Source organism: Pseudoalteromonas sp. MMG012 (assembly GCF_018100875.1).
GTDB classification, from domain to species: Bacteria; Pseudomonadota; Gammaproteobacteria; order Enterobacterales; family Alteromonadaceae; genus Pseudoalteromonas; species Pseudoalteromonas aurantia.
Window position 1 is genome coordinate 1 of the sequence record NZ_JAGJEF010000074.1, and the last position, 25426, is coordinate 25426.

Below are 25426 nucleotides of genomic sequence, written 5' to 3' on the forward strand. Positions count from 1 at the left end.
CTTCTGTTAGGCAAGTGAACCACTTATACGGTGATATAAAACAAAATGGCTACCCACTTTTGTTAATAGCGACTAAGTTTTATAGACATGTTGTACAGGTTGTTTGTAATGATTGAATTGTTAGCACTTGATACTAAGTCGATTAAAAACTCTATTTCGATGAGGTTACTAAGCTCTGTATTGTCTATTTATTTCCTCTTAACCTTGCTCGTGACAGGTATACACATTGCTGTGGAATACCAAGATGCCAAAAATGAAGTACAAAATGTGCTTGAAGCATCAGAGCAAACATTTCATGACATATTGGCGACCGATCTGTGGAACTATGATCTTGAGCAATTAAACATTACTGCGGAAAGTATAAAAGGATTGCCAGACATTACAGGTGTTGAAGTGATGGGCGCCGACAAAAAAGTTCTGTTCTCTAGTGGTAACACGCTTGAGCGCACAGCTGAAAAAGAGGGGTTATTTTGGCATGAATTTACCTTGATCAAAACAATGAAGGATGAGGGCACTGACTTAGGTCAGGTGCGATTATATTCAGATCGAAGTGTCATTATTAACAGCATTAAGTCTGGTGTTTATACGCTTGCGATAAATGCTGTTATTAAAACGATGGCGTTGGTGGTACTAGTCACCATCGTGTTTAGAAAATTACTGACGGTGCCACTTGGCATGTTAGCACAGCATGCAAATTCGATTGACCCTGACCATGCTGTATTTAAACGTATTAGCATTGCAAAAAATAACAATGATGAACTCGGGGTTGTTCAAAATGCACTCAATAGCATGATGGATAAAACAGTAGAGACAATCAAAAAGTTAGACACAGTTAATCAAGAGCTTGAAGAAAGAGTGATTGAACGCACCGAAAAATTAAATCGGACGGTAACTCAACTTGATGTAGAACGCGAAGCGCTTAAAGAAGAAGTTGCGATACGTCAACAACGAGAAGCTGCATTGGCGCAGTCTCTCGAAGATTTGAAACTTGCACAAGGGAAGTTAATTGAATCTGAAAAGCTGGCGTCATTGGGTGGATTAGTTGCAGGGGTAGCGCATGAAATAAATACCCCTGTGGGGTTAAGTTTGACTGGAATTTCTCATTTTGAACACATGGTTGAAGATATTAATAAGCAGTTTAAAGCAGGAGAATTAGAAGAAGATGACTTTGTGCGTTTTACAAAAGATTCAGCAGAGTTGGCGAAAACAATTCATGTCAGTTTAGCCAGAGCGGCAAACTTGGTGAAAAGCTTTAAACAAGTGGCAGTGGACCAATCATCAGAAGAAATTCGTCAGTTTGATATTTTAGATTATTTAAAAGAAACCATGACAAGCATGCACAGCCAATTAAAACAAAGCGCTGTGCGTTTTAATGTGCAGTGTGAACAACAAGTACTGATGATGACAAGTTACCCAGGTGCGTGGGCACAAATCTTCACAAATTTGATTCAGAATACCTTAATTCATGCGTATGACAAGGGTCAACAAGGTACGGTGACATTGACTTTTCAATTAGAGGCACAGCAACTGCTTTTCGAGTTTAAAGACAATGGCAAAGGGATGAGTGTTGACACAATTGAGAGAATATTTGATCCCTTCTTCACGACTAATCGTTCAAATGGGGGATCAGGGTTAGGTATGAATATTATTTATAATATAGTGACGCAAAAATTACATGGCTCTATTTCAGTTAAAAGTGAACTCGACGGGGGCAGTACATTCTTAATTTCTACGCCACGAACATTATCTGATAAGTAGATAGGCAGCAATATGTTTAAAAAAAAGTCTAAATCGGATAGCAAGCCGAAAGAATTATGGAAAGTACTCATTGTGGATGATGAGCCCGATATTCATACAGTCACGAAAATAACACTAGGTCGGTTTGAATTTGACGATAAAAAAATTGAATTCTTAAGTGCCTATAGTGGATCTCAAGCAAAAGAAATTTTGGCGGCACACTCAGATATTGCATTGGTATTTTTAGATGTAGTGATGGAGTCTGACGACGCGGGTTTGTTGGTTGCACAGTATATAAGAGAAGAATTAAAAAATACTTTTGTACGTATTATCTTAAGAACAGGCCAACCCGGACAAGCTCCAGAAAGAGAAATAATCGTTAATTATGATATTAACGATTACAAAGAAAAAACAAACCTAAGCAGTGATAAATTGTTTACTGTGATGTATACCGGCCTGCGGGGGTATCGTGATATTTTGTCGATTGAGAATGCCCGTGCTATGTTAGAAAACCACAGAGTGGGGCTTGAAAAGGTCATTGATTCTACTGCAAGTTTGTTTAGGATCCGCTCTCTAGATAAGTTCGCTAATGGACTGTTGGTTCAACTGGCATCTTTACTTCATGTAGATAAAAATGCGTTATGTGGAGAAACCAGTAATTGTGCTGTAAAAAAGGTTAACGATAACTTTGAAATAATCGCTGCGACAGGAGTGTTACAACCCACAGTGGGCGTTACTCCCGACCTGCCAGAAAACATTATTGCGTTATTTAACCGAGCTTGCGCTGAGCAGAAAAGTATACTGAATGCCGGTGCATTTGTTGGGTATTTTCCAACGACGAATACAGGTATTAACTTAATTTACCTAGAGCGAGTTGGCCAGATTGACGCGTTAGACAGGCAATTACTAGCATTGTTTTCTCATAATATATCCGTTGCATTTGAAAACTTGGCCCTTGATAAAGAAATATTTGATACGCAGTCAGAGATCATCGACACGTTGGGTGAAGTTGTTGAAAGTCGATCAAAAGAAGCTGCAAATCATGTTAGGCGTGTATCCCACTTATCAAAAGCATTGGCTGAATGGGCGGGACTAGCTGAAGATGAAGCCAATCAACTATTTATGGCATCGCCAATGCACGATGTAGGAAAAGTGGCGATTCCTGACTCAGTGTTATTAAAGCCAGGTAAGCTTGATGCATCTGAATGGGAAATAATGAAAAGCCATGTTTCGATTGGCCATGATATTTTCGCACGCTCTAAACGACCAGTGCTGAAAGCGGCCGCGATTGTTGCAGGTCAACATCATGAAAAGTATAACGGGAAAGGGTATCCTAATGGTCTTGCTGGCGAAGATATTCATATATTTGGTCGTATCGTTGCGCTGGTTGATGTATTTGATGCGTTATCGCATTCTCGATGTTACAAGGAAGCATGGCCATTAGAGGAGGTTGTCGCGTTGTTGAAAGAAGAAAAAGGTGGGCATTTTGATCCAAAGTTAGTCGACTTATTCATCGAGAACATTGATAAAGTGACACATATAATGGATTCATATCCAGACTAGCGTGCAAATACAGCGTTGTGGCTTGGATTAAGGGCTAATTATTATGCGCCTAGCAAGGGAAGGTGTTTTATCTTGTGGTAGGTTAACGCCAGTCTTATACAGTGTGTAATAGCCTGTTCAGGAATGGCTTGTGAACGATTTAACACAATTGCTCGATTGCCTTGGTATTGTAGTTCATTAGGGTATAGTTGCCGAAATGTATCGACGAGCTTTGTATTACAATTAAAGAACAGAAAATAGCTATCTGGAGATGTATTTTTCCAATCAAGGCGAATAGCGGTTCCTGATTTAACCTTAAAGCTAGGTTCGCCCCATTTTAGCGTTTCCTCCAGAACACCTGCACTGAGTTCAGTGGCCGTGTTGACAATTAAACGACGTAGATAAGTGAGCTTCAAACAAATATCGTCAGGATAAGCGTTGAATTTATCTGCAATCACTTTCTTCATATATGACTCCTAACGGGATAAATAATTAGTGGTATTGTTATTGGCGAGTTTGCCAATTTATTATGACGGTAGCGATGTTGTTTTTAATGGCAAAATTAAAATGCCAATTTATTTTTAAGGCTATTTTTTCTACTAACTGTAACCCCAGTCCGAAACACTGTGTATCTGATTCTTCGTTAGTATTTACCAGATTGCTAATGATGATATGATCTTCATACAGGTTAATAGAAACGGTGCCAGCAAAACTATGTTGAAAAGCATTTCGAATTACATTGGAAAGTATGATACGCAACAGTTCGTCTTCTATATCGACGGTGTGATCAGTCTGGGATAATTCAGTAGTGACGGGTTTACCTTTGAGTAAATAGCTTTGAAATTGAATGATTTCTTTACAGCATTGACGAATTGAAATTTGCTTTTTTGGTATTTTTTTATTGGACTCACGTGCCAGCCAAAGCAAGGTATCAGACAAATTGATCATATTATTGCTGGCTCTGAGCGCTCTCGTTAATGATGGGTGGTTTGCGTCGGAAACTTTTATTCTCAAATTGATGGTATCTAACGATGCTTGTATCGTAGCTAAGGGAGTTCTTAGCTCATGACTGGCATGTTTTAGAAACAGACGTTCACGTTCGTTAAGCGCATTCATTTGTTTGATGTTAGTCATTAACTGGTCTGCAATTTGATTTAGTTCACTAATTGAAAAGTTTAAGTAGATGTCTTCTTTGGGGTTATCTTGAATTTTTTTAGACCAAGCTACAAGGGCTGTTAATGGCTCCAACGCGCGCCTTAAAATCCAAGATATAACAAAATACAGAGCAGAGAATAATATAACAGTTAAAATTAAGGCATGAATGAAAGCGTTGGTAAATAGCGGGGTTAGAAACTGGTCAGCATTTTTCGCGTCTTCAACACCCGTAAAGTAGATGTCTCCGTAGTCTTTGACTTTACTATATAAGATATAAACATAGTCTCTTTGGCCTAATTCAGAAGTACGTTCGATTGTCACAGGAGACATAAGCTTAAGTTTATTTTTATCAAATAGTTGCCTTATATCAATGGGGATTTGTTGCCAGGAACGGTAAGCACTAAACTCTTTACGCTGCGGCAAGTTAATATTTTTATTCACATTAATCTGATTTATCACGCTGTTTGCTTCTAAACGCAAGTAGCTATCTGTTGTTGCGTCTACGACATAAATAACGAATATAATGACAAAAGCAAGACATGTTATAAACAGTACTATGGCAATAGATATGAGCTGCCGTTTAGTGCGTTCAGCGATGCTCTGGGCTGTTTGTTTTGCAATATGCTCTGTCATCAAGTAGTTGCCTCTCTAAGTGATAACCCGACACCCACATGTGTGTGAATAAGCGTGGCAGGAAATGGTTTATCAACTACTTTCCTCAGCTGATGAAGGTGTACGTTGAGCGTACCAGTTTCAACATCTTCATGTGGCCAAATATGCTCCTCCAACTGTGTTTTTGTAACCACTTGAGGGCTATTTCTAGCGAGAAACTCCAGGATTCTCCAGCCAGTAGGTGTGAGTTTGAGTTCAGTATCAGCTCTCATTGCTCTGTGTTCTTTGGGGAAAATAGACAAATCACCGACGATAAAACTGGCTAATATTGGATTATTACGGCGGTGAAGCGCTTGAAGCCGCGCCCATAGTAATGACATATGACAAGGTTTAGTCACATAATCATCTAATCCGGCTGCAAATCCCATTAGTTGTTCTTCGTCTGTATCGCACGCTGTAAGCATGAGTATAGGGGTCAAACATCCTTGGTCTCTGAGAGTTTTACATACATCAAAACCATGTATTTTTGGCAGCATGAGATCAAGAATAATGCAGTCAAATGCGTTGTTAATACTAAGCTCTACACCCATTTTTCCATCATATGCAAAGTCACATTCAGCGCCATGCATTTCCAGGTAATCGGATATAGCGAGCGACAGGTCTTTATCATCTTCGACGATTAATACTTTCAATTTAATACTCTCTATTTCGTTATTTATACATCATAGCTGATAGCACATTAATCATTTGGTCAAAATTGCATTGCATGATGGGTAATATATTTTTAAGTAGCGCAGACTTGCGCTGTAGGCCTGCATTGTGACAGTGTCGTTATTAACATGGTATTAAGGTGATTGAAGTACTTTAATGACGCGTAATATACCATTGTAATGGTCATTTTTTACAGGGCTTTAATATGTAATAACCTGCTCTAAAACGTTGTTTTAATGCGCTAATTGGTGCACGTATACAGCAAAATATCTCTTTCTCAACGTAATAATGATAGCTCCTTGAGCACAGCCTTAATGTTTTCTTAATACTTGTTTTGTAAAAATTGCAGTATGCAGCGGTTTATTCATCATCGCTTTAGAAACCGTGCAAATTGGTGGTATTCAACTTGTCTGCCGTTGAATTTTGCGTAGAAGTCGTTTTGGGGAATGTTATGTCTCGTAAGTTTTGGTTTATTGGTTCAATTATTTTTATGGTGATTGTGTTAACAGCACTTGAGTATATGGAAGACACGATTGATATTGTTGAAAAAGATAATATTAACACTGTGCGTGAGGTGAGTGTTATTAATAAGCGTGTTGGTACCCATGAAGGTGTTATTAGAGTATTTGCCGAAATAAAACCTCGCTGGGCAGTCACCCTCAAAGCACATGTTGATGGTGAGGTTATTGAGGTAAAGGATAGTGCGCTGGCCGGTGAATATAACGCGAAGGGAGATGTCCTCATAAGAATTGAAGATAGTGATTACAAGGCTCATTTAGCGTCAGCGAAACAGGCACTAGCAGCAGCCAATCTTACCTTATTTACAGAACAAGATCGGGCTAAAAGAGCCTTAAAAGATAGAAAAAAATCAGGTATTCAGTCTGAATCGTCAGCGATACCGCTGCAGCTAGATATTGCTAAGAAAGCGGTATTGGCCGCTAAAGCCAATATAAAAGCGGCTGAAATGAAAAAAATTTACACCACGGTTGTCGCACCATTTTCAGGTATTGTAACGCACCGTTTTGTTAGCATTGGACAAACAGTGAATGCGGGTGAACCACTGCTTAGTATACTTGATCAAACAAATCTTGATATTACGGTTTCGTTAAACAATATTCAATGGCAAAACCTTACAACTCAGTGGGAACAGCGAACTGCTCAAATTAAAAGTAAACAAGGCAATAGGGTAGCGCACGCCAAGATCAAGCGAGGTGGTGGGTTTCTAGACCCGAAGACTCGTCAGCATAAACTGTTTTTAGAAATCGATAATGATGAGCAAAATAATGTACTGTCAGGCGATTTTGTCAATGTAGAAATACCCAGTAGAGCAGTAGATAACTCATTATTGATCCCGGCCAGTGCATACACGCGTGAAAGTACAGTTTGGTACATAGATGAAGATAACCGGTTACGCTACTTCCCAAGTAATATACTCTTCTATCAGGGAGATAATTTAATTATTACAGCGCCAATTAGTCGCGTCGCTGGCGATTTTAATATTGTAATAAACCCTCTCGCGTCATTTATCGCAGGTAAAAAAGTGAATCCTTCGTTTGAAGGAGCTACATTAAGATGAGTATGCTAACAAGTTGGTTCATTCGAAACCCTGTCGCAGCAAATTTGATTATGCTACTTATTCTTGTCATGGGTTATATGACAGTCAATGGCATGCGCATAGAAGGCTTCCCTAAACTTCCAGCCGATACCATTATTATTGACACAACTTATTACGGTGCGTACACCGAGCAGGTTGATGAACAAATAACGCAAAAGGTTGAAGATGCATTTGAAGGCCTCAATGGAATAAAAACGATTAAGTCTTTTTCTTACAATAACGGCTCACAAGTGAGAGTCGAAAAAAATGCAGGTCATGACTTACAAAGGTTGCTTGATGATATTAGGTTGCGCATTGACGGCGTGGCGACGTTACCAAGTGATGCTGAGCGGCCAAAGATCTCCCGTAATGATTTTGATTTCCCAGCGCTGTATGTGATGTTGGATGGGGAAATAGATCAAAAAACATTGCAACAATTAGCCAAGACACTAAAAGAAAATTTACTTGAACAACCCGAAATTTCTAAACTCAGACTGTTAGGGGAAAAAAAGCCAGAAATGCGCATTGGTACTAACCCAGATGAGTTAGAAAGGTATGGGTTAACGATTAGTGATGTGGCAGCAGCCATTAAGAAATCATCACTTCTTTCCACCGCGGGTATGTTAAAAACCAAGGGCGCAAATATTTCACTTCGCGCTGACAATCAAGCCTATTACAAAGCGGATTTTGAAAACATCCCAGTGATAGAGAATGGAGACGGTACGCGGATACTTTTACGAGACATTGCGATGGTCGAAGATCAGTATCAAGATGATGATGTTATTGTCCGCTTTGACGGTAAACCGGCAATTGGTATGGAGGTCTTAATTGGTCGCAAGGAAAATGTATTACACATTGCTGATGTGGCAAAACGTGTTATTGCAGATTTTGAGTCTCAGCTTCCTCCTGAAATGAGTGTTTCAATATTTGGTGATTCTAGCAGCTATATTTCTGACAGATTAAGTTTATTAAGAACCAGTGCTATTCAAGGTTTGCTGTTGGTTGTATTTTTATTAGCGCTCTTTTTACACACTAAGTTAGCCTTGTGGGTAGGTATGGGGATTCCTATTTGTATTGCAGGGGCACTTGCCGTAATGGGGACGAGTTGGATTGATTATTCGCTGAATGACATCACAACATTTGGACTAATTATCGCGCTGGGTATTCTTGTCGATGATGCTGTTGTAGTAGGGGAAAGTGTGTTCACTGAAAGAAGGCGGCACAAAAACCCCATTGTAGGTACTGAACAAGGTGTTAAGAAAGTCGCTACAGCAACCGTTTTTGGTGTATTAACAACAATCGCTGCTTTTTTACCTATGATGTTAATTCAAGAGGGGTTTGGCAAAGTACTCTCTGCATTTTCTGGTGTGGTGATTTTAGCGCTGTTATTTTCACTTTTTGAGAGTAAATTTATCCTGCCAGCGCATCTAGCTTATGTCGATATTGATAAGAAACCGTCTACTTTTGTGGTGGCTCGCTTATGGAGTCAGTGTCAGCATTTTGCGCAAACGACCTTATCTCGATTTAGGGACAGCATTTATGCACCAGCGCTTAATTGGGCAATTCGTCAACGTTATGCGGTGTTAATTACATTCGTCTCTGTTGCGCTTCTCGGTATGGGGCTCATTGAAAATGGTAAAATAAAATCGATTTTTTTCCCTGATGTACCTGGGCAAATTATTCGAGTTACTATGGAGATGGACCCAAGGGCACCTTATTCAATGACCATAGGGAACATGGAAAAAATTGAGAAAATAGGAAATGAGATCAATGACTTTTATATTCAAAAAGGGGTAACAGAAGCTGCACCAATTAACCATATGCTTAAAGTAGTTGCGGGTGCATTTCAAGGGGAAATATATGCTGAGTTGTTGCCTTCAGAGTCTCGTAAAACCCTCAATACTTCTGACATAGTTAACCTATGGCGTGAACGGGTTGGGGAGTTAGAAGGAACAATTAACTTGAAATTCTCAGCGTCAGACGAAGGGACAAGCGGTGGTTTGGAATTGTACTTATTTGGTAAAAATGAAGCCATTCTCAAAGAGGCTAGTAATGAATTAATGCAGGAGCTTAACGCAATTCAAGGGGTTTACAATCTAAGAGATAGCATTAAAGGAGGTCAGCCTGAAGTACGTTTGCTTCTTAAGCCAGAAGCGAAGCATTTGGGTTTTTCTGCACAAGATTTGGCTTTTGAAATTGGCGGGCGATTTACGGGGGTTGAAGCCCAGAGAATGCAACGAAGTGGCGAAGAAGTTAAGGTTTATGTCAGTAACAATAAAGAAAGCAGTCGCACATTAGAAGATTTGATGCAGACCAGAGTAAGGAGTCAAAATGGGGAGTGGTATTCATTGCTCTCTATAGCTGAAATATCTTCGAGCTATGCCAGCGACTACATTGAAAGACGAAATGGTAAGCGTGTTAATAATGTGCAAGCTCAAGTCGATGAGGTAATTGTTTCTAATACGGAAGTTGGTCAGCAAATCACAGAGGTGATCGTGCCAAAGCTCAAAGGTATGTTTCCAACAATTAATGTGGTTGTTGGCGGTGAGTTACAAGAAGCACAGGCACTGAGTGGCAGCTTGAGTCGCGCATTAATTGTCATTTCTGTACTGATATACGTGTTGCTCGCGATCCCTTTAAAATCTTACTTTCAGCCTTTTATTATTATGGCCGTTGTGCCGTTTGGTTTTATTGGTGCCGCAGCGGGCCATCTTATTATGGATGTGCCGCTTAGCTTATTGTCATTTTTTGGCATGTTGGCACTCATTGGCATTATCGTGAATGACTCTTTGGTCATGATGACGCGTTTTAATCAAGAACGCGCCAATGGCTTAGGCATATCAGCAGCGCTTATCTGTTCAGGTGTCGGCCGTTTCCAAGCGATCTTTTTGACCACAGTGACCACGGTTGCTGGGTTGATACCACTGATGTCGGAAACGTCAGAGCAAGCACAATACTTGATACCTGCTGCTATATCATTAGCCTATGGTGAAATATTTGGCACCGCGATCACTTTGATCTTAATTCCTGTGCTCATTGCAATTGCCGAAGACGCAAAGGCTGTAATTAAAAAACCAGTTAGAGTGAATGATGCATCGGCATAATTGTAAAAGCGCCTTGAAAACACACGATGATGGCCGGCATATGATGTATCTACTTTATGCTAAGGTAAGGGGTTAATGTTATGACATCCGTAGCCCCAATCTCTTTATATCGGATCATTACAGCAAACAAAACCAAGGTGACTATCAATGCTATTTTGACCATTGTAGAGATTACGTTGACTGCTTTGGTGCCCATGTTTATAGGGTTTGCGATTGACGGCTTATTGGCAAAAGAGACAACAGAGATGTTTGTTTTAGTAGCAATTTTGATTAGTTTAATCGTGATGAGTGTTATTAGACGGTTTTATGATACTCGCGCGTATGGGGAAATAAGAGTCAAAGTACAAGCAGAGTTTGTTAAAAATAACGCCTCACTCAGTACCTCAGTGCTGAATGCGCGATTAGACATGGTACGTGAGTTCGTTGACTTCTTAGAGGAAAGCGTACCAGAGATATTAAATGCGGTGATTCAATTTATCGTTTCTCTGGTTGTGTTGTATTTTCTTAATCCTATGTTGGCCATAGCTGCTTTGTGTAGTGGCGTTATGATGTTGCTTATTTATACTTTGTTTCATGGCAATTTCTATATACTTAATGGTGCGTATAATAAGCAATCAGAGCGGCAAGTTACTATTTTAAATACTGGCTCGGTGTATAAACTTGTTCGTCATTTCAATTATTTAAAAGAACTAGAAATTAAGCTTTCAGACCGAGAAGCGATACTGTATGGCAGTGTGTTTTTGGTCTTGTTAAGTATGGTTGTGTTTAACTTATGGTACGCAACATTGCATGGTGCGATGAGTGCAGGTGTCATATTTTCTATTGTGAGTTATTCGTTTGAGTTTGTTGAAGCCGCAATTGTTTTGCCAATGACGCTGCAAAGCTGGTCGAGGTTGACAGAAATTACAAATAGAATTAACTCAACAGACATAGTGCATATAAAAGATATAACGGATTAGTTTATTTTTCGAAGGTGTTTTAATATTGCTTGAAAACGGGAGGTTTAATAGTTCGAACTATGATGCTGTAAAGAGTGTATAGCAAAGGTTGATAACTTATTTGTATCAACCTTTGCGTGTGTCACGGTATTATCTTACGCCTAACAACGCTTCTTGCTCGGCTTGGCTGGCAAGGTATTCGTCGAACGTACCGTGGAAGTTTTCAACTTTCTTATCTTTTATATCGATAATTCGAGTTGCCAATGACGATACGAATTGACGGTCATGACTAACAAAAATCAATGTACCTTGGTATTCTTTTAAGGCGTTATTTAACGCTTCAATGGCTTCCATATCCATGTGGTTGGTGGGCTCATCCATAATTAAAACGTTCACGTCTTGCATCATGAGTTTACCAAACAACAATCGGTTCTTCTCGCCACCAGAGCAGTTTTTGGCTTTTTTGTTAGAGTCATCAGCGGTAAAGAGCAACCGACCTAACATGCCGCGTACCATTAAATCGTTATGCTTGGCTGTACGCCATTGCGACATCCAATCAAAAAGTGATAAATCATTATCAAAGTCTTTAGAGCTATCTTGTGGGCAGTAACCAATTGATGCGTTTTCAGACCACTTCACGACACCTTCATTGGCTTGAAGCTCGTTCACTAAGCAACGTATGAAGGTGGTTTTACCTACTCCGTTTTCACCGATAATGGCAAGCTTTGCGTTTGACTCTAAAATGAGCTCTCCTTTCTCAAACAGCACTTCGTCTTCAAACCCATGGCCAAAGTCTTCTAGAATAAGCGCTTGGCGATGCATTTTTTTACCTTCATCGAAGCGTAAGCTCGGTGCAATACGGCTTGAACTTTTTACTTCGTCTAAGCTAATTTTGTCCATTCGCTTCGCGCGAGAGCTTGCTTGCTTAGCTTTGGAGGCGTTTGCACCAAAACGGTTGACAAAGTCTTGTAACTCATCAATTTCTGATTGTTTTTTGGCATTGCCAGCTAAAAGCTGCTCCCTGATAAGTGAAGATGCTTCAACAAACTTTTCATAGTTACCAGGATAGATACGTAGCTCACCGTAGTCTATGTCGGCCATATGCGTACAGACGGCATTTAAAAAGTGCCTATCGTGCGAGATAATGATCATGGTGCACTTACGCTGATTTAATTCGTTTTCTAACCAACCAATAGTATGAATATCAAGGTTGTTAGTTGGTTCATCCAGTAACAATATATCTGGATTGGCAAATAATGCTTGTGCCAATAACACGCGCAGTTTCCAGCCTGGCGCAACTTGAGACATCAAACCAAAATGGAACTCTTCTTCAATACCCGCTTTAAGCAAAATATCACCTGCACGGCTTTCTGCGCTATAACCATCCATTTCGGCAAATAAGCTTTCAAGTTCAGCAACTTTCATTCCATCTTCTTCACTCATTTCTGGTAATGAGTATATGCGATCACGCTCTTGTTTTATTTTCCACAGTTCTGTGTCACCCATAATGACAGCATCAACAACCGAGTATGCTTCGAAAGCAAACTGGTCTTGACTTAAGTTACCAACTTTAAGGCCCGGTGTGATAGACACATTGCCAGAAGTAGGAGTGAGCGCACCACTTAAAATTTTCATGAATGTTGATTTTCCGCAGCCGTTAGCGCCAATTAGGCCATAACGATTTCCGTTACCAAATTTAGCAGAAATATTTTCGAACAAAGGTTCTGCACCAAACTGCATGGTGATATTCGCGGTTGAGATCAAGATGAATTCCTAAGCAAGGTGAGCCCACAGTCAAACGAACTGTTGTGTCGTTTGCAATAAGCGTCAGGGTTGGTCTATCTAAACAAGGTCGCGAATTATACAGATATGAGAGATAGGCTGTCGAGTAAAGCTTTACTTAAACTGTAAATAACCACATTTTGTGATCAATTGAGGCGTAATTATAGTGAATAGGGGTGAATTTATTTAGCTTGGATGTCTATACGCAGTATGTTGTGACTGTACAAATAGTGAACTTATGACAAATGTAACTTCAAAAAACGGTCATTTTTACTATATTAGCCGCTCACATAAATGAAAGGATTTAGTATGAAATTTACCGCTGTATGGCTACTCGCATTGAGCATTAACGTGTTTGCGTTAGAACCAAGTGAATATAAAAACAATGATTTAGCAATAAACAACTCACCTCAAGCGATCACTGGAGATTTTGATTGGTATCGCGCCAATTCAGCTTCTTGTCGAACAATTCGGTCGATGATATTTCACAGACATCCGGGCACCGAACATTTAACCCCCGTTGCAGTACCGGTCATTTACACAGGAGGAAATTGTTGGGCTGCCGGTCGCACAACCTCAACCGATGCGCCTAAAGTGATGTATGACGAAGTGAGCGACATTATCCGCAGGCAATTGGCAACGGTTGAACATAATTTTAAAGAAGTCTCCACCGATATTGTAAACAATATTGCAGCGCAATCTGACATGAGTATTCGAAGTCATAGTGCGTATATTGAAGATTCGATGACATTGAAAATTAATGGTCAAGTTGATGCCCAAGGAAATGTCCCTGTATCGATAGAAGGCTTTGATGTTATTGCAAAAAGTAAACTGCGAAAAACGCAATTGGGACTACGTATATATCTTCATGTAGAGATAAAGTATGCAGATGTGAAAATTACCGGTAAGTATAATGTTCATACTCAACAAATGGTACTAAACCCGCAGTTATCTAATTTCAGACCAGATGTGAAAACAGAGGTAGATTTACCTTGGATCATTGATTTGATCAATGACCTAACGCCTGAAATTTTCAACCAGCTATACACTGAGTTTAGTCGTATGGTCATTGATGTATTCGAATTTGTTGGGGTTGATATGAGCATAGAAGTAAAAGAAGTTATAAAGCACAATGTTAAATTTATCTCTCAAAGTATTGTACCAATACGTGAATTGGATAATCGTCGCACAGGAGATAGCATTCGCCTAGAAATGGAGTTTAAACGCGGGTATTTGAAAGTGAAGGATTCAAACACCAGTTATATGATGTTTGCGTTACCTATGTTGCCTTAGGTTTTGTAAATTACAGGGCTATTAATAGCACTTAGTTAGTAGCCCTATGCATTCGAGTGCGATAGTATCCTTTTTTAGTTTTTTGATTGAGATAAACCCTCCTTTAGTACAATTGATAGTTACTTATAAAATAGTAGATAATGCTAAGCAAATTAATGTAATACAGCGTTTTCAGTATGGAAATTCCGCAACAAACCCGTTTTAATATTCTTGTTTCCCAATGCGTGTTTGCCTATGCCTTGCTCGTTGTGGGCTTAGCGATATTAATGCCAATATTACTGGAAATGAACGTAGGGGAGTTCATTGAGAATTTGATTGGGGGTGGGATTGGCTTTTTTCTAGTAAAGCATATCCGAGAGGGCGATCAGAAGATGCTCGCATTAGCGATACTTTATTTTGCTGTGCAGTTGGTTAACATCAACTATGGTGATTTGAGCCTAGGTTTGAGCTTTGGCGTGATGATATCTGTTGCATTCAATGTAGATGAAGTGAGTGTGGGGATTAACGTGCTTAGCGTAATACTAACGGGAATGACGGCTGTTGCGTGGCTAAAAAATAAACCTAAAAAGTATTAAAAAGGTTGCTTTTTTATTGGCGACGTTCACGACAGAGCAAGTTATCGCGTGAATTGAACGCTTATTACTTGCCTATTCAGCGCAGTTTTTATAAATAATATTTTGGTAGTGGCTTAGCTAATAGTAGCGCACTACCAAATGCATTTTGTATGAAAATTTACTTCTCTCGAATGCAGTTAAACAGTGCCCTGTTAGTCTAAATTTACAAGCACTTTATCTAATAGTGCAATAAGATCATTGACTTCTTCTTCGTTTACATTTGAAAAATTACACTTTATTTGCTCTGGAATATGTTGAGCTTGCACTTTAAGGTCAAGACCACCGGCAAGCAGCTTTACATGCTTTTTTCGTTTATCATTTTCATTTGACACAATGCGAATGAGAGACTTAGTCGTCATCTTTTTTAAAATCAGCGTTAAAGCGCCACCATCAATGGCGGTTAATTCTCTTAATTGTGCAATGGTTATATTGTCTTGTTCCCATAATGCCATCATAACCACATACTGCGGGTAGGTTAGATCTAACGCTTCTAAATGAGGACGGTAGCGCCTTGTGATGCTGTTCGATGCCATATACAAACGATGGCATAACTGATTTTTTAACTTTAATTGCTCGTAGCTCATAGTACTCTCCTTGGTTATTATTTTACTTTGCACACAAAGTATTTGCAATCAGGAAATTTATTGGTATATTAGTTTGCATGCAAACTAAATTGCTACGTAAAAAACATAGTTTAATAACCGGAGAATGAATATGAATACATTACAAACTGTTGCTTATACAGCAAATGCTACTGCTACGGGTGGACGTGAAGGAAGTGCGCGCTCTGATGATGGTCGTTTAGAGGTAAAACTGTCTACTCCAAAAGGGTTAGGTGGTGATGATGGCGCAGGCACAAACCCTGAGCAGTTATTTGCAGCAGGCTATGCAGCCTGTTTTATTGGTGCCCTTAAGTTTGTGGCTGGGCAAAGTAAAGTAAGTTTACCCGCTGACACGAGTATTGACGCACAAGTTAGTATTGGCCCTATTGAAGGTGGCTTTGGTATCGCAGCTAAGCTTGCAGTATCTATTCCGAATATGGATAAAAGTAATGCTGAGGCTTTGGTAGAGCAAGCCCACCAAGTGTGCCCTTATTCAAACGCAACACGTGGTAATATTGTTGTAGAATTATCAGTTGTATAAGGTTGCAAGGGAGCGTTAGCTCCCTTTAGGTGTCTCAGCAGTGGTTTTATGATCTTAGTTATTACTTGTCACACTTAATTGATTATTATTAATACACTCGATCTAGGTGTCGTTTTAAGAAATATTTAATTTTTCATAAAAAGAGGTTGTTTATAGTTAATTTTTGTCATTTTTAGTTACAGGACATGAGCCTACCTCTTATATATTTATATAACGCATTGTCTATTTATTGTTCTTTATAATTTTATATGTTGTTTCTTTATTAATATATTCATATTCGAATTTTACTACTGGTTACTTTGTGGTTTTTTGATAACAAACTTTTTTTAAATAAAAGGTTTGATGAAACTTTATTGTTTTTCACGTATTATAATTCTTTATTTTTTACATTGATGTAAAAATATGTTTGTTATTGGTAATAATAGTAAGGAAAGAGTAATGAATAAGGCAGAAACCAATCTTTGTTTTTTAAAAAATACAAAGTATTGATGCCCCTATATGTGTTGATGTTGTGTATGTCCAATTTTGCATCAGCTGTGAGTGTCTATGGAAAAGTGACACATTCTTTAAGTGTATCTTCTAATATTTATCTTGGTGAATCAATACACGTTAATTGGTCACCACTTTCAACGTATTCTAGTGTAAATTTCTCGTTTGCAAAGCTAGGAGTACGCCATAATGGTGGCAGTTGGAGTTTTACGGATTATCGAGGTTCAGGCACAACTATTTCACCTTCTCAAACTGGCACATGGTGCTTTATTGTTCGTGGTTGGGATAGCACTGCAAACCAGTTTGGTTTATTTGGTGCTGAACAATGTACAACCGTAAATAACCCGCCGGAGCCTAATAACCCAAATACTCCCTCTGGTTTATACTATTCACCGATAAATCAATCATACTCTATATCGTGGAATAGTGTCCCTTATGCGGCTCATTACCTAGTGAATGGAACAGTAGTACGCGCTAATAGTTATTCACAATCGTATACTTCATATGGTAATAAATCACTTGTTGTTCAAGCTTGTAACATGCTTAATCAATGTAGCAGCGGAAGTCAAAAGGACTTTTATATTTACACTGGGCCGGGTACACCAAATATTGTAAATCCGGCAAGTTTGGTGACGAATATTGAAGAAGGGAGTAGTGTTTCTTTTTCATGGGGAACGCCAGGCGGAAGCGTGCCAGGTATTCGTTATAAAGTTACTAAAAACGGTGAGACTATTTCCTTTTCAAGTGATAAGGCGTTTTCTGATGTCTTGCACATAGCCGGTACATATAGTTATTCTATTCAGGCAGTTAATCCAAACGGTTTGTACGGAGGAAGTGTTAATAGGACTGTAATAGTTTCGAAAAAAGAGCAACCATTAACCCCGCCTAATATCGAAGTTCAATATGAAGGGAAAGCGGCTTATTATATTCCGGTGAATAAAAAATTTAGTGTACTTTGGCCGCAAGTGGACGGAGCGATATATCAGCTGACAGAAACATATGGTGTACAAAGTCAAATCGTAGGTAATGCACCACTCACCAATATTGAAAAAGCGCGCCATGGGAAATACCAATATACGGTCGCAGCCTCAAACTCAAAAGGATCGGTGAGTGCTGAAGCATCTGTTTACGTTTATACCTCTCCTGGGGCGCCAAAATTACAGGGCAATCATTTACAGCTGGGCACAAATGAAGGTTTCACAATCAATTGGGAACGAGCTGGAGGATTGATTGCAGGTGCTTGGTATGAAGTGAAACGCAATAGTGAACTTTTACAAAAAGACACAAAGCAAAGTTATACGCAAGCGCTCGGGTTTAGTGTAGCCGGAGTATATCAATATGTTATATCTGCTTGTAATCCTGAGTTAGCATGTATAGACAGCACTTTCTCTGTAGAGGTGACGGATCCGGTAACACCGCCTAATGCACCAACAGGCACTGCTAGCCTAGTAATGGAAAGGAATACGTCGACACTGGTTGATAACTACTATAACCCAAGTGAAAAGTTGATATGGAATATTTCAGCGGTTGCAAGTGCTTCATATTATGATGTTCAAATTAAGCCGTTGGCAGAGAATGTAAATGCAGGTCTTAGCAGTCACTCTAATCTCAGTGTTATAAAACATCGAGTGGATTTAGCCGGCAATTCAGATGGCAATAATGTTTGGTTCAATTTTGGACAATTATCATCTTTGAATCAAAGTTTAACATCAGGTCAAAGTGTCAGTATTAAACTGACTCCTTGTAACGAGCATGGTTGCAGTATCTCAGAGCAACGAGCTTACAAACTGGTGTATGTGGCATGGCCTGAGCAAAGTGCTTATTATGAAGGCAGCCCAATGCATATTGCATCTATCGCTGGCGAAGTGGATGGAACACAGAATTTTATTTTTAATAAACTGTGGCCTAGGAACAGAGTTCAATCGAGACCAGATCAAAATACTGAAACTTTTCACTTTTATGAGTTATCAGCAACAGAACTGATGGATGCATATATGTATCCTTACAAAAAAGAAAATGATGTATATGTATTAGATTATCAGCATAAGTTGTTTGATGCTGTGTCTCTTTGGGATATGGCTGTTAGGGTGAAAGGTAATGGTACACTGAATGATACTGTATTACCTGAACCGCATAATAGTTTCAAGATTGTCAGTGAACGCCATCGTACAAGAGAGTTTTTTGATAATGTACTTGGTGTAAAAGATCATTTAATGCTGAAAATAAGTGAAAGTAACCATGCTTTAAAAGATTTTAAAACTTGGCATTTATTTAAACCGGTAGGGAATGAACGTAGTGCGCTACTTGATGGTTTACATGAGTCAGCTAGTCAATACACAGGGAGCGCACCACGAAGAGGGTTTTATCTGACTTTACAAGCGCCTAAATTATCTTGTGATAGTCAGACATCATGTAATAACGAGCAGAATGCGCGTATACGTGAATTAAAAATATACATTGATGAAGCACTAGAACAATTTGCCTTATTTAACTTATATAACCCGAATACACATGTGAGATTTGCTGGATTTAAGTGGAGTGCTGAGTCAGCTGCAGTAATAGATCCCGATAAATGTAGAATAGACATAGCGTATTGTGGTAATGAGTTGAATGAAGTATTAGCCGCAGTGAAGGCGCATATAAAACATAGAAGTGAGCACCTAGAACTGGTTATGTCTGCGTATTCGAGAATACACGATTATGCATATGCAAGTGAGAAAACGTTCTCGAGTATGTCTTGTCAATTAAATAATAACCAAAGGGAATGCATAAATAAGTTGACGACTATTAAAGCCTCAGGATTTGAAGAACATTTTGATAAAATTTGGTTACAACCAAATGCGGCAATACAGCGTTTTCATTCACAAAAGCGCAAGGTCGAAACCTTAGTTGGCCAGGATATAGACTACCAAGGTGTAGATCGTGAAATATTAGATTGGTACAACAAAGGTATATTTCAAAAGCTAGAGCATGATGATTCGCTCGATAAATATTCAATGCTTATTGAGTACACTCGTCACGGTGGGGAAAGCAAAGTAAATGATCAAGCGATGGAGTATGGGTTATCACTAATTAACCCAAATAATGTTGACCCAACGCATAATAACTATATTTACGAGTCATTTAATGGTCGCCTTGACGAAAGCAAAGGGTATTACGGTGATATGAGCTATTACTTTGATTACATTATGTCAGAGTTTCCTGCATCGTTTAGAAACGGGAATAAAACATATGCGTATGACGATAACGGTGGATTAGTTTATTGTTATGCAACATATTTAGCTAAAAAACCAGATAACAAACAATGTGATTATGCCGCTTTACTTAACGCTAAGGTCGTTCGTTACAATTTGATTGAATCGGTAAGTGATATTGCTTCTTTGTACTCATTTGTATCTGCAACTCGAAATGGTGGGGCGAATTATAAAGGAGATAACAATTTATTTCCTGATAGCCCGTTGTTGAAGCTAACGAGAGGTGTAACTAAAGAGTCATCACGTATAAATATCGCCGGTACTGGAAAAAATCAGGTATCTGTCAAAGCTCTGGTCAGAGCTAGATTATTAGAGACTGAGGCTTTTAAAGATAGCGTTGAGGCTCTAACATGTTCTGAACAACCATCTATTAAAGTCACGTTTTATTCGGCACAATCTTCGGCGTTAGCTGAACGCGAAATTCAGTTAAGCCCAGCACAATTGAAGTACGCGTGTATGACCCACGAAAGGCGCAGAGCATATTTAGATGGTGGGAAAAGTGAGCAGAAAGTAATTATTGGGGGTGCAGAAGCAATTACGACGTCTCTTTGGACAACAGTTGATAATTGGGAGCTATTAGAGAGTGCAATCGACATCCCTGATGGTGCAGTGACGATGCAAATTGAGCTTCACACTATCCCAGTCAATGGGGTTCAGGGTAATTTAGAAGGCTACTTATTTTATAGGCCAGAGTATACAGTTCATTAACTTATAAAACGTATGTGGGAGACAAGTGTATTTTGTCTCTCACATATACTCTGAAGTTATATGCTTGTGTACTCATCATATTTATTTGTGTAATAGCGAAAATTTCACATATCCTACTTTTAGTATGTCAAACAACCCACACTAGTATCTAACATGGTTACGATTGTTTCGAGGAAGCAAATTGTGCATGTACTTAGTGCTGACACAGAGCACATAGTGCCGTTAATGTCAGTCAGATATTTCATGCCTTTCCTCAGTTACTTATAATTGATGAGTCGTGATGTTTTTGGTGCATATGTGAGAGAGCTAGAGAGTGGCCAAACAGATTAATCATTCTAACTGAATGCGATTGGTGTCAAAAGTAACGGATGGTTTTATCGCTGAACAAAGCCACCGGTGCTTAGGTGATGTTAATTGAGTTGACCTAACAAATAGGTTTTCACAAAATTAGACAGCCCTTGCAAAACAAGGGCTAAATGGGATCACTGTTGGTCAATATTATTATCATAGAGTGGTTTTAGTGGGCCTGATGTTACCCAGTTGCGCATTACTTGCGCTTGGCTCAATGAAAACATCCTTTTGTCCTCATCAGCTATATTGTTGTGACGCATATAGTTGAAGAGTAGGTCTTGGTTAATGCAGCTTGGACTTTGTTTTATCACGCCGTCGCACGGTAGTGTATGGTGACTCCCTTTGGGGCCATCGGCTATGTGGCCAACTAAGCCTAGAAAATGTCCAAGTTGATGGGTCAGTGTTTTATTTAGCTTAGGATCATAAGTACGACTTGAATAGTCTGCAACAGCACGATAATCAAGACTGATCCCAGGGGCGACTGATGTTCCAGCGGGATACGTGATACTGTACTGAGACTGCTCAGGCGGTTTTTCTCCAACCCAAATATTGATGTATTTATGTGAATCGTACAGTGAGCCTAGCATGCTTGCGGTGCTTATATGTCCCTGATCGGCTATACGATTTATTCCCGTAAATGTTTCGCCACTGGGTTGCTGTGTCGCTAAGTAAAACTGAATGCCCACATCTGCAATATAAGGGATATGCTCAACAGCGACCCTTGCTGTACCACTTAACATATTTAAAGTTTCGAGCAAATCTGATGATCTGAAATGTAAGTTAAGCAATTCAATTTGGGTTTCAATTTGAATATCATCGATAGTGAAATTCTCATTTTCTAGGACATGAACCACGATAGGTAATCTAATGGTGTGGGAAAATGCTTTGGGGGTGTCGAACTGAGATTTAAATTTAGCTGTAATATGACAGGGCGATTGGGCATTTTTTACAGACCATACACCAGATGTTTTTTTGACACCGCACCCTTGAATACTGTCGAGGATTTGGTCAGTATGGGGTTTGGTTACAATGTTAAAGTCGCTACCTTGCTCGACTCTCTTTGGTAATGATATAAACCTTCCATATCCTTCGACTGAGCTTGTGATCGGTAGCAAGGTGCTATTTGTTTTGCTCGTGACGTAAATTGTACAAACTTTACTGCCGCCAACCACTTGGATTTTTTGTGTATTTTTGTCAAACGAGGCATCACAGCCCTTGATATCGGTGACTCGATATCCAGATTGCGCATTCAGTGTAAAGTCACCTACCTCTCCTATACTCAAGCTGAGTAATTTTGGGGCAGCGGATATAGCGTCATTGTCGAATTCAATATTAATGTTGAATTTAGTGGTTTGTGTATTTTCACTATTTTGCACGAGCGCGGCGATTGAACCACTGTCTTGGGTTGGCGTTGTGTCATTATCACTAGAGCAGCCTATATTAATTAAACTGAGTAAAGCAATAGATAAAACGCGAGAACTGATCATTTCGTATAAACTCCTAACATGTGGCGTTGCTTGATGGTATTACCTGATATTAAACACCTGACTGTAAGCAATCCGCTATTGAGAAGAGGGCACACTATCATTGTATTGGCTTTGTTTACTCTGAATAGTTCTTAGTAGTTATTCTTACGCCTTTTAATATTGGTTTACGTTTTTTAATTTATTGACGTATATACTTATAATTTTTCTGAACGAGATTCTTACGGTTGTGTAAATAAAGGGGCTGATTTTTTAAGCTGGTTTTTTTACGAGAAATCAGAGAGGTTTTTGTAACCTTCACTACGGCATTTACGGTTTCTTTTAGCTCGCTATTTTATATGCTGGTCTGAGTAGTACTCAGACTGTCGTGCAGAGGTGTATAGTCAAAAAAAGTTGTGTTATAAATCTTAGCTCGAATTTAAAAGGTTTATGTTGCAGGCCAGAAGACACAGCTATAATTGGTTACAGGCTTTAGTGGCAAAAATATAGAAAATGGAATAGAGGATGCAAAGTTTGCAATTTAAGGTTGGACAGTGGGTATTAGACGAACGGACATTCTGTATTCGAAATAATGATAAACACGTTGAGTTAAGTCCAACGGCATTTAAGCTTTTACAGTTATTTATTTCACATGAAGATAAAGTAGTCTCTATTGCGACTATTAAGGAACAGGTTTGGCAAACGGAATTTACCACTGATAACTTGGTTTATCAAACCATTCGCAACCTTCGGCTGGCACTCGAAGATGGAAACGAACAAGACTACATTAAGACAGTTCCTCGATTTGGCTATCAACTTATCGCACCGGTAACCCAACATGACAGCAAACAAGTATCACGCTCGGTCGCGCCGAGAACTGAGCGAGAAAAAAATCGATTTGTGTTGATAGGTGGGATTTTAGTAGCGCTTTTGGCGGTGATGGTGCTGACACGTTATACATGGTTATACTTTAATCAGACCCAAAGCCATATTGCACTCAAGGTGAACACACCGACACACTTAGTGGTTATTAACCCATTTTCTGGACAAAATAATGAGGTGTTTAGTCAGTTTGTAGACAATCTATCTAAAACGTTGCACATCACACAAGTTCAGCGCGCTGAACATAGTAATATGCTCGAGACTATCAACGGCCTCGGTAGCGATACAAAAATTGTGTTGGAGTATATATCCGACAAAAACGCGATGTTGGGGCTGGTTTTTATGGGGTTACCATCTCGTTTAGTTCATGTTGAAATGCAACCATTAGAGAAGCTTGATCAGGCAGTTGTTTCAAATTTAGTAAGCCGTATTACGACACCGATGTTGAAGCAGGGTAATTCAGGCATTGCAGAACTTGTTAGGGCTAATACACAGTTAAAAGCATTGGCATCTTTGTCTTACAGTGAGCAGCTAGAAATGGCGAAACAAAAACTGTTTGATGACATTGAAGTGAATAGCTTAAACGAGCAACAAAAAAGAGCAAAACTTGCGTTTATCGATACTTTGCTGGCATTTTATCAAATAGATCACTTTGATAATGATCGCCTGTTATCCGGGGTAAACTACCTACTTGCACGGTATCATCAAAGCAATTACTCGATCATATCCGCGGCGCTGTACCTGGCTGAGCAAGGTGCAATAAATATAGCATTTCAGCTTGTTGAAAAGTTAGAACAAGATCATTTTATCACGTATATTCAAGGCCTGCTTCATCTTGAGTTAGGGGAAGATGAACGCGCATTACACCATTTTGAAAAAGTCTTTAAACATGAGCAAAGCTTTGAAGATAATGCTTATTTTTATTTTCAAGAACTATTGTATAGCAAACAAAATACACTAATGAGGCAATATAGAGGGTGGTTAGATAGTAAAAGTTATTTATCAAACAATATCGATTACATCTTTTTCAATTGGTATGTCATGCATGGCAAATTTGAACTCGCTATGTCACTACTCACTCGTTTTCAAGATCAACTCACTTGCAACGATGATCTTACCGGTTCAGCAGCGATGCTGAACTCCGCCTTAGGGGATGTAAGCTGGAGTGAGCGCTGGATGACACAGTTAAATGAAGTGAATGCGAGAGATTGGCGTATTCCGTGGCTGACATTTGCAAACTATGCGACGGCTGACACATTAGCGACTTATTCGAATTGGTATCAAGGGTATGCTTCTAGTGTGCTGGGAAACAATAGTTTATTTGAGCCACTATTTTTAAGTGCGGTCATTGAACTTTCAATAGGACAAAAACAGCACGCAGAGCAAGCGCAATCCTTGATGACTAGGGCGACATCAAGCTTCAGTCAAGATGCAGTGATAAAGTTAGCTAATGCCGTGATTGAATCACAATTGGCCTTTGATAGCCAAGATGAGCGCATACAATATTTGCTCAAGTATGAACCTTTGGCGCTGGCACTGCCTAATGATGAAATTGCATTATCAGATTTGATCCTTGGCAGTTATTTTATGCTTAGTGACGATATAAACAAAGCAGAGCGCGCACTGGTGCAGGGTTGTAAAAAAAGCCCCGCGTTATGTGAGCGTTGGGGAACACTCCCCATTTTTTCAGCGGTTGTGAATACAACGAGCACACAACTCACGATTAATAATGCGAAACATGTGATTAGCGCTGCACAACCTGCTTTGGAAGACTTTAATCAACAGCTGTTTCAGGTGTGTCGGTAATGTGGTTTTTTCTTTAAGGCTTTGAGTGTATTTGTACTTGATTGATTTTTATTGATTTCAAATGAGAGCGGCAGTCAATGAATGTGAGGGCGTTGCGTAAAGCGAGCGTAGTACACTCGCTTTATTGTGCCGTTATTTATACTGACTAATACTCTAGTTGTCCGCCGTTATTTATGAATGTAACGTATTCATTCCATACATCTTCAACTCCGCGACCTAGTGTCTGTCTGAATGCTGCGTCAAATGAC

16 protein-coding genes are annotated in these 25426 nt (G+C 39.3%); 10 read left to right on the plus strand and 6 right to left on the minus strand.

Annotated elements, in window-relative coordinates:
• Positions 1-108 precede the first annotated feature (108 nt).
• Together J8L97_RS18880 and J8L97_RS18885 are read left to right on the plus strand one after the other, a co-directional pair.
• The gene (locus J8L97_RS18880) at positions 109-1758 is read left to right on the plus strand and encodes an ATP-binding protein (RefSeq protein ID WP_211052134.1); all 1650 of its coding nucleotides are present in this window, start codon (positions 109-111) and stop codon (positions 1756-1758) included.
• Positions 1759-1770: 12 nt separating this feature from the next.
• Entirely contained in the window at positions 1771-3300 is a 1530-nt protein-coding gene (locus J8L97_RS18885; protein ID WP_211052137.1) for a DUF3369 domain-containing protein, read from the plus strand.
• Positions 3301-3341: 41 nt separating this feature from the next.
• Here J8L97_RS18885 and J8L97_RS18890 read toward each other — a convergent pair whose 3' ends face one another.
• The 3 genes from J8L97_RS18890 to J8L97_RS18900 are packed head-to-tail and all read right to left on the minus strand — an operon-like array spanning position 3342 to position 5738.
• The gene (locus J8L97_RS18890) at positions 3342-3746 is read right to left on the minus strand and encodes a DUF1801 domain-containing protein (RefSeq protein ID WP_211052139.1); all 405 of its coding nucleotides are present in this window, start codon (positions 3744-3746) and stop codon (positions 3342-3344) included.
• Positions 3747-3783: 37 nt separating this feature from the next.
• Positions 3784-5067, minus strand: a complete 1284-nt coding sequence (locus J8L97_RS18895; protein ID WP_211052140.1) for a HAMP domain-containing sensor histidine kinase — start codon at positions 5065-5067, stop codon at positions 3784-3786.
• Entirely contained in the window at positions 5067-5738 is a 672-nt protein-coding gene (locus J8L97_RS18900) for a response regulator transcription factor (RefSeq protein ID WP_211052141.1), read from the minus strand. The genes J8L97_RS18895 and J8L97_RS18900 overlap by 1 nt, the downstream gene beginning before the upstream one ends.
• 470 nt (positions 5739-6208) lie before the next feature.
• Between J8L97_RS18900 and J8L97_RS18905 the strand changes: the two genes are divergently transcribed.
• The 3 genes from J8L97_RS18905 to J8L97_RS18915 all read left to right on the plus strand — a co-directional run bounded on the left by J8L97_RS18905 (position 6209) and on the right by J8L97_RS18915 (position 11414).
• Positions 6209-7333 carry an efflux RND transporter periplasmic adaptor subunit gene (locus tag J8L97_RS18905; RefSeq protein ID WP_211052142.1) on the plus strand — a complete coding sequence of 375 codons (1125 nt, stop codon included), beginning with the start codon at positions 6209-6211 and terminating at the stop codon, positions 7331-7333.
• Complete coding sequence (locus J8L97_RS18910; RefSeq protein ID WP_211052143.1) at positions 7330-10455, plus strand: efflux RND transporter permease subunit; 3126 nt, start codon at positions 7330-7332, stop codon at positions 10453-10455. The genes J8L97_RS18905 and J8L97_RS18910 overlap by 4 nt, the downstream gene beginning before the upstream one ends.
• 80 nt (positions 10456-10535) lie before the next feature.
• The gene (locus J8L97_RS18915; protein WP_211052144.1) at positions 10536-11414 is read left to right on the plus strand and encodes an ABC transporter six-transmembrane domain-containing protein; all 879 of its coding nucleotides are present in this window, start codon (positions 10536-10538) and stop codon (positions 11412-11414) included.
• A 129-nt stretch (positions 11415-11543) separates the two neighbouring features.
• Here J8L97_RS18915 and J8L97_RS18920 read toward each other — a convergent pair whose 3' ends face one another.
• Entirely contained in the window at positions 11544-13157 is a 1614-nt protein-coding gene (locus tag J8L97_RS18920) for an ABC-F family ATPase (RefSeq protein WP_211052145.1), read from the minus strand.
• Between the two features lie 327 nt (positions 13158-13484).
• On the opposite strand from J8L97_RS18920, the gene J8L97_RS18925 reads away from it, so the two are divergent.
• A complete protein-coding gene (locus J8L97_RS18925; RefSeq protein ID WP_211052146.1) occupies positions 13485-14468 on the plus strand; it encodes a hypothetical protein in 984 nt (327 codons plus the stop codon).
• A 176-nt stretch (positions 14469-14644) separates the two neighbouring features.
• Entirely contained in the window at positions 14645-15043 is a 399-nt protein-coding gene (locus J8L97_RS18930; RefSeq protein ID WP_211052147.1) for a hypothetical protein, read from the plus strand.
• Positions 15044-15234: 191 nt separating this feature from the next.
• Here J8L97_RS18930 and J8L97_RS18935 read toward each other — a convergent pair whose 3' ends face one another.
• Positions 15235-15666 carry a MarR family winged helix-turn-helix transcriptional regulator gene (locus J8L97_RS18935; RefSeq protein ID WP_211052148.1) on the minus strand — a complete coding sequence of 144 codons (432 nt, stop codon included), beginning with the start codon at positions 15664-15666 and terminating at the stop codon, positions 15235-15237.
• A gap of 130 nt (positions 15667-15796) precedes the next feature.
• On the opposite strand from J8L97_RS18935, the gene J8L97_RS18940 reads away from it, so the two are divergent.
• Together J8L97_RS18940 and J8L97_RS18945 are read left to right on the plus strand one after the other, a co-directional pair.
• A complete protein-coding gene (locus J8L97_RS18940; RefSeq protein ID WP_210998039.1) occupies positions 15797-16225 on the plus strand; it encodes an organic hydroperoxide resistance protein in 429 nt (142 codons plus the stop codon).
• Between the two features lie 515 nt (positions 16226-16740).
• Positions 16741-20676: a hypothetical protein gene (locus tag J8L97_RS18945; protein WP_211052149.1), complete on the plus strand. Its 3936-nt coding sequence runs from the start codon at positions 16741-16743 to the stop codon at positions 20674-20676.
• Positions 20677-21158: 482 nt separating this feature from the next.
• Here the strand turns inward: J8L97_RS18945 and J8L97_RS18950 are convergent, their stop codons facing one another.
• Positions 21159-22514: a M43 family zinc metalloprotease gene (locus tag J8L97_RS18950; protein ID WP_211052150.1), complete on the minus strand. Its 1356-nt coding sequence runs from the start codon at positions 22512-22514 to the stop codon at positions 21159-21161.
• Between the two features lie 501 nt (positions 22515-23015).
• Between J8L97_RS18950 and J8L97_RS18955 the strand changes: the two genes are divergently transcribed.
• Complete coding sequence (locus J8L97_RS18955) at positions 23016-25178, plus strand: winged helix-turn-helix domain-containing protein (RefSeq protein ID WP_211052151.1); 2163 nt, start codon at positions 23016-23018, stop codon at positions 25176-25178.
• Positions 25179-25426: the final 248 nt, after the last annotated feature.